Origin of the sequence: Vreelandella arctica (assembly GCF_037070215.1) — a bacterium.
GTDB classification, from domain to species: Bacteria; Pseudomonadota; Gammaproteobacteria; order Pseudomonadales; family Halomonadaceae; genus Vreelandella; species Vreelandella arctica.
In genome coordinates this window covers 1-13,236 of sequence record NZ_JBANSN010000052.1, presented here as the reverse complement: position 1 = coordinate 13,236, position 13,236 = coordinate 1, and the positions used below count along the sequence as shown (strand labels likewise).

Sequence of the window (13,236 nt, the reverse complement as noted above, 5' to 3'; positions counted from 1 at the left end):
GAACCCATCGGAAACGTTCCACCAGCAGAACGAGAAAGGACGTATTATCGTCAATTGGAGGAGTCGGGTGAAGCTGCCTGACTCAAACAAACCGGTCTCCGGAATAACCGGGGCGGTTCAAACAGTCGTTGTAATGAGCTACCCATCGTCAAATGCGGCATAGGCATCATTACCAATTAGGGTTTTCTGGCCAAGCTAAAGCCTCAATTTCTGATGACTTTAGTGCTTTTCCTCACTGCTACATCTACCTCTTTTCAGATGAGTAAATTCATCCTTATTGATCAACTTTCTCAAAGCTAACTAATGGTGATTTTGAGGAGGTAAGAAAGTATTTCTCAATGTAACCTTGTGTAAGCATATGGTATGGGAAAGTTGCCTTAGCTGAGGTGTCCGTCGAGGTGTGACGACAGTTTAAAAAAATAAGTATCAGAGCCCTGTGGGGCCTGGGAGGGAACATGGCCGTTAAACTGAACCAACATGATCTGCAATTCATTCTGGACCAGATCAAGATCGCGGAAGCGCATTCCGCGGGAACGCCCCTTTCGGAGCTCATCGATAGCCCGCTTCTGCCTTCGGGTCTGCGAACGGTCGATGGCAGTTACAACAACTTTGGGATTGGCCGTGAGCAGTGGGGGTCTGCGGGAGAGATTTTCGGTCCGATTACCGAGGGGTCGTTCAGGGAAGGAAGTGGTGCCTTTCCATTTCCCGGCTACCCAACCAACAATGACTATGGCGAAAATGGTGACGTGGTCGATGCCGAGCCGCGCCTTATCTCTAACCTGATCGTCGATCAGACCCTCGACAATCCGGCGGTGATCGCGACTGCGCTCCAGCATGCGGGTTTGAACGGCCAGCCGATGCTTGACGCCCTGAGCGAGATCCGCGAGCAGCACATCCTCGTGCAGGCACTGAGCGATGCCGGTCTTGAGGAGACGTCTATCTATGCGGCGCAGAAGGAGGAGCTCGACACGCTGCTCATCTCATACGGGATTGAGATGGATGGTGTCAGCGTCATGTTGCCGAACGTGTCTCCGGACGAGGGATTATCGGCCTCCTACAACTCGGTCTTCACGCTGTTTGGCCAGTTCTTCGACCACGGGCTTGATCTGGTCGCGAAAGGGGGCAACGGTACTGTCTACATGCCACTGTCGCCGGACGACCCGCTGTACAACCCTGCGAGCCCCCATACTAACTTCATGGTATTGACGCGTGCCACCACCGATGATGCGGCAGGCAATGTCACCACGCCGTGGGTGGATCAGAACCAGACCTACACCTCGCATCCGTCGCACCAAGTTTTCCTACGCGAGTACGCGATGGTCGATGGCCGCCCTGTGGCGACCGGTAACCTGCTCGACGGTGAGCGCGGCCTGCCAACCTGGGCTGACATTAAGGCACAGGCGCGCACGCTGCTAGGTATCGAGCTGACCGACAAGGATGTGGGCGCCGTGCCACTAGTCGCGGTGGATCCCTACGGCGAGTTTCTGCGTGGCGAGAACGGGCTTCCCCAACTGATCACCGGCTTTGACGGCGCCGGCAACCCCATCTTAACCGAGGGGAACCTAGCCAACCCGATCGACCCCTCAGAAGTCGGGGCAGGGCGCGCCGGCGTGGCTTTCCTTGACGACATCAACCGTGAGGCGGTGCCCGTACTTGCTAACGGCGAACTGCAAGCGGACGACGATTCCGAGCCAGGTTACAGCGGCGAGTTCGGCGCTCGTGGTGCGCAGACCTCATATGATAACGAGCTGCTCGACGCGCACTACATCACCGGCGACGGTCGGGGGAACGAAAACATCGGACTGACCTCGATCCACCACATCTTCCACTCCGAGCACAATCGCATTGCGGAGCAGGTGAAAGCGGTGGTGCTCGAAAGTGGCGATCTCGACTTCCTGAACCAGTGGCTAAGCGGCCCGGAACTCACTTCGTGGCCCAGCGCCTCCGAGATCGATGAGCTATCCTGGGACGGCGAGCGAATCTTCCAGACAGCGCGCTTCACCACCGAGATGGAGTACCAGCACCTCGTCTTCGAGGAGTTTGCGCGCAAGATCCAGCCGGATATCGACATCTTCATGGTGCAACCTGACGCCGAGCTGAACCCGGTGATCTTCTCCGAATTTGCGCACGTGGTTTACCGGTTCGGGCACTCGATGCTCAACGAAACGGTCGACCGCATCAATGCGGATGGTAGTCGTGATGACATGAGCCTGTTCGACGCGTTCTTGAACCCGCTGGCGTTCGGCTCCGAGACCGTGGATCACCACGAGGCGGCGGGGGCTATCCTGCGCGGTATGACGGCGCAGACTGGCAACGAAATCGACGAGTTCGTCACTAACACGCTGCGCAACCAGCTTCTCGGTATTCCCCTCGACCTCGCTGCGATCAACATTGCTCGCGGCCGTGAAACCGGCATGCCTACGCTGAATGAGGCACGCGCACAGTTTATGGAGATGGCGGACGGCGACACGCAGCTCAGGCCGTATACCAGCTGGGCTGACTTCGCCGAGAATATGAAGAACCCCGCCTCGGTCATCAACTTCATCGCCGCCTATGGCACGCACGAGTCGGTGACCTCTGAGGATACCCTCGCCGGTAAACGTGCAGCGGCAACCGATCTGGTCCTGGGTGCCCCAGGCGAGAGCGACGCCGCGCGGGCAGCGCGTCTCGAATGGCTCAATGCACCGGCCGAGCAGACGGGCGTGAATGACATCGACCTGTGGATGGGCGGTCTCGCCGAGAAGAAAATGCCCTTCGGTGGTATGCTCGGCTCCACCTTCGCCTTCGTTTTCGAAATGCAGCTTGAGAACCTGCAGGATGCCGACCGCTTCTACTACCTGTCGCGGACTCAGGGTCTGAACCTGCTGACGGAGCTGGAGAACAACTCCCTGGCCAAGATGGCCCTGGCCAATACCGACCTCGGGGATACCGGCTTTGCGATCCCGGGCGATATCTTCTCGACCCCGGATCACATCCTCTATGTCGATTACGCCAAACAGATGCAGATGACCGGCGTAGAGGATCCCCAGCATGAGGATCCGTTCCTCCAATCCGCCTCTCAGCTGGTCGAGCGCGGGACGCCCGACGCGGAAGGTAACGGCGCCTATCTGCGCTATAACGGCGCCGACCACGTCGTCATCCAGGGGACGGACGGCGACGACCACATCGTCGCTGGCGGCGGCGATGACACGGTCTGGGGCGGCGCGGGTAACGATCGGATCGAGGCCGGGTACGGCGTCGACATGATCGATGGCGGAGACGGTGACGACATCATCACCAATGCCGGGACCGATATCGGCGAAGTCGATATGCTCAAGGGAGGCGACGGCAACGACGTCATCCACGGCGGCAGCGGCATGGCGCTGATCTTCGGCGGCCGTGGCAAGGACTTCCTGATCACCGGCCCGGACGGGTCAGAGATCCGCGCCGGCATGGGGGACGACTTCCTCCTTGGGGGCGCCGGCTCGGACATTCTCTTCGGCAACGAAGGGCATGACTGGATCGAGGGCAAGGGCCGCTTCGATTACATCGCTGGCGACAACGGCGAGCTCTTCTTCAACTCCACGGTGATCGGCCACGACGTCCTCAACGGCGGGAATGGCGACACGGACTACGATGCAGACTCGGGCGACGACATCATGGTGGCGGGAGAAGGCATCCAGAAATTCATCGGCATGTGGGGTCACGACTGGGTCATCCACAAAGGTCAAAGCGTGGCGGCTGACGCCGACATGAACGTGGAGGTGTTCACGACCCTGCCGCTGGAAGTGCTGCGAGACCGTTTCAGCCAGGTAGAGGCGATGTCGGGCTGGGTGCACGACGACATCCTGCGCGGCGACGATCGGAGCGACGAAGAGGAGGAGGTCACTCCGCTCATCGCCGACCCGACGCCCGAGGGCAACTTCGTCCACAACGAGCTCGACCAGGCGGGCATCGACCGGATCGACGGCCTCGACCGGCTGATCACCCCGGACATGATGCGCAACGCAGAGTATTGGGCCGATGGCTCGGGGACTGAGAAGTTGGTGTTCACCGGGGGCAATATTCTGCTTGGCGGTGGCGGCAGCGACAGGATCGAGGGGCGTGGCGGCGACGATGTCATCGACGGCGACGCGTGGCTAAACGTGCGCATTGCTATCATGGCGAACCGTGATGGAACCGGTGGCGAGATCGCTACTGTCGACAGCATGGATGGGCCGGTGACACTCACTATCGATGGCGCGGAGGTCACCCGTCCGCTGTCAGTCTGGATGGTAGAGGGCCGGATCAACCCGGGGCAATTGCAGATCGTCCGCGAGATCCTCGAAGACGATTCCGGTATCGACACAGCCGTCTATTGGGGCGATCGCGACGCCTACGAGATCGCGGTGGACGAAGATACCGGCCGGCTCACGGTTGCGCATGTCGACGTGGATGATGGGGCGGTGAATCCAGAGACCGGGAAGAATCGTGTCTCGGACGGCACCGACCTCGTCAGTAACATCGAAGTGCTGTCCTTCGGCGATGGCGACGTGCGGGTTATTACCGGAACTAGCGGAAACGACGTTGGCGCAACGCGCCTCAATGGCACCGAGGGGGACGACATCCTAATCGGCCTCGCCGGTGACGACAACCTGCTCGCGGGCGGCGGAGATGATCTTGTCTTTGGCGGTGCCGGCAATGATCGCTTGATCGGTGGCGACGGCGACGACACCCTCTACGGCGGCGAAGGGGATGACTTCCTCAACGGCGGGGCTGGCGACGATACGTTACTGGGCGGCGCCGGTGCGGACGACCTTCGCGGTGGTGCCGGAGACGACTTTCTCGACGGCGGGGAAGGCGACGATATCCTCTTCGGGCACGCTGGCGATGACATCCTCGAAGGTGGCGCCGGCAATGACGTTCTCAACGGTGGCGGTGGCAACGACGTCCTGAATGGGGGCGCTGGCGATGACGTCCTGTTCGGCAGCGCTGGCGATGATCTGCTGATCACCGAAGCCGATGGCGGGCGCGACATTCTTGATGGCGGCAACCAATTCGATACCGCAGAAATCCGCGGAAACGCTGACGAAGCCGAAACCTTCGCGGTCCTTGATCGGGCCAATGCACTGGCGCAGGGCTTTACCGACCTCGACGCTGGAACGGAGATCGTCATCGTCCGGAACGGCGAGGTGATGGCGGAACTCACCAACATCGAGGAAATCGTCATCGATGGCCAGGGAGGTGGCGACACGTTTACGATTGCTGGCGACTTCACCGGGACCAGCCTGGCGATGAGCACCATCCACGTGATGGGTTCGGAGGACGACGATGTCTTGGACATCTCGGCACTGAGTTCCGCGCATCGGGTGGTTTTCAAGACCAAGGGCGGCCACGACACGGTCGTGGGCGAGCTCAGGGAGCAGGATGTCGTCGAACTTGCCGACGGCACGACGCTCGCTGAGATGTCCGAAGGGCTCGACGGCGACGGCGAGCAGAGGGTGGGCGACGACGAGAACTCTGTCAGCTTCGAGATCCCCACCGAGGCGCAGCAGCCTGGAGAGGACGATACTGGCGATGGCGATGATACCGAGGAAGAGGCTGAAACCGTCGACGAGTCGGAGGTCGAGGAAGACGAGGAGGATGTCGTCACACCAATCCCGGTAGCAGCGATGGTCGGCAGTGAAGGCGCTGATGCGCTGGTCGGGACGGCGGACGGCGATACGATCATGGGCTTGGGCGGTCGAGACGTCATCTTCGGCCATGACGGCAACGACGACATCTTCGGCGGTGATGGCGATGACATGCTCTACGGCGATGGCGGCGACGACCGGATTCTTGGCGGGGACGGTAACGACTTTATCAATGCCGGCTCCGGCAATGACACGGTCTTCGGCGGCAATGGGGACGATATTTTCGTGGCCGAAGCCGGGGATGGCGACGACACCTACTATGGCGACGACATGGTGGGAGGCAGCGGCAACGACACGCTGGACATGTCGGCGATCACGGCAGCGATCACGGCGGATCTTGGCACCGGATTTATGGGGCGTGGCAGCGTCTCGAGCGCCGAGACTGGCAATGATGTGCTGTGGAGTGTCGAGAACATCGTCACGGGATCGGGAGACGACACGATCACGGCGAGCCGCGCGGTCAACGTCATGGACGGGGGGGCGGGCAACGATACTTTCCGCTTCCTCTCCGCGGCGGATGCGGACGGCGATACCATCATGGGATTTCAGCCGGGCGACCGTATCGATCTCAGCAGTATGGACGCGAATGGCTGTGCACCGGGGAACCAGAGCTTCACGTTGGTGACTGAGGCCTTCACCGGCGCTGGCCAGCTCATGTTCAGCCATCAAACGCTCGACGGCGAGGACTACACCGTCGTTCAGGGCAACACGACCGGAGACGATGATGCCGATTTCTCCATCAGTATCAAGGGTCGGCATGAGCTGGGAGTGAGCGACTTCAACCTATAACGAACGACAGCGATAACAATAACGAACCCTGCGGGCGTACCCGCCCGCAGGGAACGCCCGTTCAACATAGGGTGCAAGGGGAGTTCACATGCGCAAAAAAGACGCCAGTACGTCGGCTAAGCGTAAGAGCGCAGAACAGCTGACCAAAGGTTTCCGAGGAATCTTTTTCTTCTTATTCGGCATGTCAGGGATCATCAATATCCTCGCCCTGACCGGCGCCTTCTACATGCTACAAATTTACGACCGAGCGCTGACCAGCGGGAGCATTTCGACGCTGATTGCCATCTCCGTTCTGGCGCTCGGCCTGTATTGTTTTCAGGGGATGTTCGACACCATCCGCTCCCAAATACTTGTTCGCGTCGGCGCGCGCCTCGACAGAAGGGTCGCGCCGCTGGCTCATCAGGTCGCTATCGACATGCCGCGCTTCGGGTTTTCGACCGCTGAATCACTGGAGCGCGGCCGCGACGTGGATACGGTGCGCGGCTTCCTGGGAAGCCAGGGCCCCGTGGCTCTGCTGGACCTTCCATGGATGCCGCTTTTTCTCTTGTTTGTCTACATACTGCACCCCTACCTTGGCGCGCTGGTTTTTCTTGGCGGATTCATCCTGGCCATGCTCGCGATCGTCACGGAACTGAAGACGTCCAAGATGAGCAGCGCCATGCAGCAGGCTGCCGTTACCCGTAACACTATCGCCGATTCCAATGCTCGCAATGCAGAGATCATCAAGGCGATGGGCTTTGCCGGTCGCGCGGTGGCGCGCTTCAATCGGGCGAACGACGATCATCTGGAGTTGCAGACGCGAACGAACGATGTCAGCGGCACCTTCGGAGCGATCTCTCGGGTCCTGCGGATGGTCCTGCAGTCGGCCGTTCTTGGCCTTGGAGCGCTGCTCACTATTCAGGGAGAGCTTAGCGCTGGCGCGATCATCGCTGCTTCCATTGCATCCGCACGGGCGCTCGCACCCATTGATCTTGCGATCGGCAACTGGAAGAACGTCGTCGCTGCGCGTACCGCCTTTGCACGGCTGAAGGAAACCGTCATGGCACTGGCGGAGACTGACGAACCGATGGAACTGCCCAGCCCGACTTCATCCCTCAAGATTGAGAACATCACCGTCGCAGCACCCGATTCCGGACAAGTCCTGCTCAGCGAGATGAGCTTCGAACTCAAGGCCGGTCAGGCTATAGGGATCATCGGTCCTAGCGGGGGTGGCAAGACCACGTTACTGCGCGCGTTGACAGGCATCTGGCCCGTGCTGCGTGGAAGCGTGCGGCTCGACGACGCGGAGCTCTCGCAATGGCACGACGAAGCTCTCGGTCAGTTCATCGGCTATCTGCCCCAGGAGGTCGCGCTACTTAATGGCACGATCGAAGAGAACATTTCACGATTTCAGGAAACACCGGATTCCCAGGCAATCGTGGCGGCGGCGATGGCTGCAAGCGTCCACGAGATGATCGTGCGCTTGCCAAACGGCTATCGAACGCAGCTCGGTTCGCTCGGTACCTCCCTGTCAGGCGGCCAGCGGCAGCGGATCGGACTCGCCCGCGCACTATTCGGCAATCCCTTTATCGTCGTCCTGGACGAGCCCAATTCCAACCTCGACGCCGAAGGTGAAGCAGCGCTGACGGCGGCCATTCAAGGCGTGAGGGAGCGAGGCGGTATCGCCATCGTGGCTGCCCATCGCCCAAGCGCTCTGGCTGCCGTCGATCTCGTGGCGGTTATTCAGAATGGCCGGTTGGCCGCTTTCGGACCGAAGGACGAAGTCATCGGCAAGTCCAATATACGCGAAGTGCATTCTGCCGGGTCGCCGAAGAAGGAGGCAGTCGCGCGAACATGATTAACGTCAAAGGCACGAAGAACGCCTTACCGGAACCTGACACCTCGCAGCGCTACGTTCTGAAGAGTGGGGACGAGGTCTCTCGCACGCCTCTGGTTATCGGCGGTCTACTGATGGGGATCGCTGCTTACCTTGGCTCGATCTTTTCCTGGGGCCGGGAGCCCGAGCCGCCATCGCAGACGAAAAGCGGGGACACAGACGCGGAGTTGTTAGAGACAGCTGAGCCGGTCGTCACTACAGCGGAGAGCCAAACGCCGGCGGAGGAGGACCTCAGAACTGCCTCCCCGCGCAGGTCCCAGGACGACCTGTCGGGTCCCAAAAGCTTCAGCGCCGCAATGCCTCCAGTCGACGATGCGCCGCGATCGATACCGCTTCGCTATTCGGGTGAAAGCGGAAACATGCCGTGGGTAGCCGGACGGGCAAGCGAAAACGTGGGCGATGAAAGGATGGACCGAATCGCTAGCGGCGCTGGCACACCGCCTGCCGACATTGCTAATCCCGCCGGTAATCGTCCCCCACTTGATGGCGACGATCCCACCGGTACCGAATCACCGCCGGATGACGACCCGTCCGTCGCAGACGATGATCCTACGGACGTCGGTGACCCTGGGTACTGCGATCCTCTCGAACCCGAAAGTGACGATGATGACGACGAGATGCGGCCCGACGGCAACCGTGCTCCTCGTGTGTCCGGTCCCGTCTATCTGCTGGACGTGGCGCCTTGCGTGGCACTCCTAATCGCCTTCGACGATCTGCTCAGCAAGGCAGAGGATCCCGATGGCGACGTCCTCTCGGTTCAAAACCTGTCCGTGTCCTCCGGCGAGCTTACTGAAGTGGAAAACGGGTGGGTGTTCCAGAGTGGCACCGGGCAACCGGGGCCGGTGACCCTCAGCTATGAGATCACAGACGGCGAGCTTACCATCGATGCCATCGCCCATTTTTCCGTTGTCAAGCAGCCCGTTATCGCAGGAACCGCGGCAAACGACACGCTTCTCGGCAGTATGTGTGCTGATGAGATCAACGGCGCAGGTGGCGATGACAACATTGATGGACGGGCTGGCAACGACGTCATAAATGGAGGAGCGGGAGACGACCACATCATCGCTGGAGACGGTGACGACGTTGTGTTCGGCGGCGATGGCAATGACATTATTTTCGGCGGCGCGGGAAACGACCATCTTTTCGGCGGGACTGGCGACGACAGGCTATTCGGCGGTGACGGCGATGACGTGATCTTCGGCAACGCCGGTGAGGATTTTCTGAGCGGAGGAGATGGCGACGATCTTCTGCTCGGGGGCGATGGTAACGACGTGATTATGGATGGTGCGGGTCGAGACCGGGTTTTCGGCGGCATGGGAAACGATCGGATCGTGGCGGCGCTCGACGCGGATGATGACGTGTATGACGGCGGCGGGGGCACGGACACCCTCGACTACAGCCATGCGACGGAAAGACTCGTGGTCGATCTCGTCAACGGCGTCGTCAGTGGGGTGGAAATCGGCCATGACTTCATCACTGGATTCGAAAAAGTGCTTGGTGGCCGAGGAGCCGATCAGTTCATTTTCGGCGCTGAATCAGTTGCGCTCACTGGCGGCGCTGGTGATGACGTCTTTGTGGTAACCAGCGCCGGTGGGGATCGACCGAACCCCGTTTCGCACGTGATCATGGACTTTGGGGTCGGAGACCGTATCCGTATATCTGAATACGATATTTTCTGGAATGCCGGCGAGCCGGAAGACCGTTTCGAGCAAATCTACCGCGATGATGACGGTGACGATTTGCCGATACGCTATCGCCACGATCGGGACGATGGAAGCGAGTGGACTGTGATCGAGACCAACTTCGACGACGATATGTGGGCGACGGCCGTCACGCTGCAGGGAACGCACAAGCTGTCGTGGTCTACAGAACGTAACGATAGTCACGAGTGGCTATCATAGGAGCACAGAATGAGCACATATGATCCTTCCGGCACGCCTCTTTTAGAGGAAAAAGCCAAGCTCTTGCCGAATCCAGAAAACGCTTTTCGACTCGGCCCGCGTGTATTTGTTGGCACGGCTCTCGCGCTGTTTCTGCTGCTTGGAGCCGGCGGCTGGGCCGCGAGCGCTCAACTCAGTGGGGCCGTCATCGCGCAAGGATCCGTGACTGTGGATCAGAACCTTAAGTCGATACAGCATCGTGACGGCGGTATCGTCGGCGAGATTGCCATCAGGGAAGGGGACTTTGTTCGAGCTGGAGACGTGCTGCTACGGCTCGAAGACACACAGACGAAAGCGGAGCTTTCGATCGTGCGTTCTAAACTCGTGGAATTGGCCATTAGGAGAGCTCGCCTTCTGGCAGAGCGGGACGGGCTTGCGGCAATCGAGTTCCCGACCGATTTGGACGCAGACGACTCTCCGGATGTCTTCCTCGGCGAAACTCGCCTCTTTGATGGCAATCACACAAGTCGCCAAAGTAAGAAGCAGCAGCTTGAGCTCAGCGTTGAGCAAATCGAAGAGGAGATAAAGGGGCTGGAAGCGCAGCGGCTATCGAAAGACGAGGAATTCCGTCTAGTTCAGACTGAATACGAGGGGAATAGAGGCCTCGCTGAGAGAGGGCTGATCGCTCGAACACTCCTCGTTCCGATGGCGCGTGACAGAGCACGAATTTCGGGTGAACGCGGTGAGATCCACGCATCCATCGCCAGAGCGAGAACCCGCATGAGTGAAATTCGCCTCCAGATTATTGCGATCGATGAGGACGCTCGTACCGAGGCGCAGCGGGAATTAAGTGCCGTGGATGCGGAATTTTCGGAGCTACGTGACCGGCACATCGCCATTGAGGATCGGCTGGCGCGAACGGACATTCGCGCTCCGATTTCTGGAACCGTTAATGAGCTGAACATCCACACGGTAGGAGGGGTGATCACACCGGCCGAAGAACTTGTCACCATCGTTCCGGAAGACGCCAAACTGAAGGTCGAGGTGAAACTTGCGCCGGTAACCATCGACCAAGTTTGGGTCGGCCAGCCAGTCAGGCTCCGTTTCACTGCCTTCAACCAGAGAACGACGCCGGAGCTCAAAGGCGAGATCGTCTATGTTTCTCCAGCGACGTCACGCGATGACGTGACTGGCGAGATCTACTACCTGGGCGATGTTGACGTTTCTGCAGAAGAACTTGAGAAGCTGGGCGTTACCACGCTGCTGCCTGGTATGCCGGTCGAAGTCTTTATCACGACCGAAGAGCGCACCGCACTGACGTATTTTGTTAAGCCTATTACCGATCAGTTCAGCAGGGCCTTCCGAGAAGAGTAAAGCAGCGTCATCTGCCTTTGGAGCTAGGCTTTTCTCAGCCGAAGCTGTAAGCGAACCAGGATTGCCAGCCTCAGGGCTGGCTTAACGCAATGCTCATGTTGGCAAGGCGTACTTAGGTAAGCCAGTTAATATTGTCGCTATCAATTTGTACCTACGAAGCGCATGATGAGAACTATTTTTCATCGTCTATTGACGAGCAGTCAAAATGTTGCATCCGGCTTCATATCTGCAAATTATGGAGACCCCTATGGAAACCCTGCTCCTTACGCCTAACCTGCTTATTATCCGCAAGTTGGAAAACGTTTTGCTTCTTAAGGATAAAGAGAAACAAGCAATAAAAGATTTGTCAATAAAGACGATAACTCTTCATTCAGATCAAGATATAATGAAAGCTGGCGATCAGCCTACGCAATGTTGTCTTGTTATTGACGGATTTGCATGCGCCTATAAGCTAACTTCTGAAGGCAAACGTCAAATAATATCCCTGTATATACCCGGCGACATTCCTGATCTGCAAAGCTTACATTTGCCTTTTCTGGATATAAATATTGCCTCAATCACCCCCTGTATACTTGGCTTTATTGAGCACGACGATTTACGTAACCTCTGTGAGCTCCACCCGCGCCTTTCTGTCGCTCTTTGGCGTGAGACATTGATGAGCGCTTCCATCACACGAGAGTGGCTTTTGAATAACGGACAGCGGCCTGCCTATAACCGAATTGCCCACCTTATCTGCGAACTGTTAGTACGTCTTGAAGCGGTGGGTTTGGCGACAGAATCCACCTTTGATATGCCTGTAACCCAGGCCGAGTTAGCGGATGCGACAGGTATGACGCATATTCACATGAATAGAGTACTCCAGGCGCTTCGTACTGATGGGTTAATTAGTAATAATAAAAACCAGATAACCGTACCTGATTGGCAAAAACTAAAGGAAGCGGGGGAGTTCGATCCTCTTTATCTGCATTTAGTGCCAGAAACAGCACAAGATTGATTTAGCTCTTTATTCCTACTTCTATTTTGTCAATTTGCTAATAGGGTGAATATAATTCTCTTTTGAATTTCGCAGGAAAATGTTGCGTATTTTTTATCTCGCCTTTATGTACGTAAGAAATCCAAAAGAATGGAGTAAGGTTTTTGATTTTAGTTAATATTATATAGCTATTGTGATGCCGCTTTGTTCATTTAGCCAGTATAAGAGGGGGCAGCTAAACGTTTCAGTTAAACAAGGTGCTTGGCCAGGTGGCATTTTCTTGCAAAGGTATCTGTATTGTCTACCTTGGAAAATACTAGGCAGTGATTTCACACTTTCAGGGATGTAGGGCTGCCTTGGTTAGTAGCGTCCCTAACATTCCCCAGCAAGACTTGGGCTGATGTGCAAGAACACAAATGGCCTGGATCGAACTGAACAGGTCATTCTAAATCACTGACACAGCGGATAAGCCTGAGGTAATCAAGGAGCGGTGAAATGACTTCAGTATTTATCAATCGCATTGCCACTGCTGTTCCAGACTTTGATATACATAACAAATTTATCGAATACTGTGTAGTGGCATAGTGAATTTGGCCACCTACTTAGAGGTGCTAATATGCACCAAGACATCACTAGGTGGCAGCATGGCAACAAGACCAAAACGTAACTTTAGCCCTGAATTCCGACTCGAAG

5 protein-coding genes are annotated in these 13,236 nt (G+C 57.6%); all 5 read left to right on the top strand.

Annotated features, from left to right (window positions below; genetic code table 11):
- Nucleotides 1–455: 455 nt before the first annotated feature.
- The 5 genes from V8L70_RS21770 (at nucleotide 456) to V8L70_RS21750 (ending at nucleotide 12,564) form a co-directional block, all read left to right on the top strand.
- The gene (locus V8L70_RS21770; RefSeq protein WP_336270584.1) at nucleotides 456–6,440 is read left to right on the top strand and encodes a peroxidase family protein; all 5,985 of its coding nucleotides are present in this window, start codon (nucleotides 456–458) and stop codon (nucleotides 6,438–6,440) included.
- Between the two features lie 88 nt (nucleotides 6,441–6,528).
- Nucleotides 6,529–8,277 carry a type I secretion system permease/ATPase gene (locus V8L70_RS21765; RefSeq protein ID WP_336270583.1) on the top strand — a complete coding sequence of 583 codons (1,749 nt, stop codon included), beginning with the start codon at nucleotides 6,529–6,531 and terminating at the stop codon, nucleotides 8,275–8,277.
- Nucleotides 8,274–10,217: a calcium-binding protein gene (locus tag V8L70_RS21760; protein WP_336270582.1), complete on the top strand. Its 1,944-nt coding sequence runs from the start codon at nucleotides 8,274–8,276 to the stop codon at nucleotides 10,215–10,217. The genes V8L70_RS21765 and V8L70_RS21760 overlap by 4 nt, the downstream gene beginning before the upstream one ends.
- Before the next feature lie 9 nt (nucleotides 10,218–10,226).
- The gene (locus V8L70_RS21755) at nucleotides 10,227–11,570 is read left to right on the top strand and encodes an HlyD family type I secretion periplasmic adaptor subunit (protein ID WP_336270581.1); all 1,344 of its coding nucleotides are present in this window, start codon (nucleotides 10,227–10,229) and stop codon (nucleotides 11,568–11,570) included.
- Nucleotides 11,571–11,817: 247 nt separating this feature from the next.
- Complete coding sequence (locus tag V8L70_RS21750; protein WP_176302166.1) at nucleotides 11,818–12,564, top strand: Crp/Fnr family transcriptional regulator; 747 nt, start codon at nucleotides 11,818–11,820, stop codon at nucleotides 12,562–12,564.
- Nucleotides 12,565–13,236 lie beyond the last annotated feature (672 nt).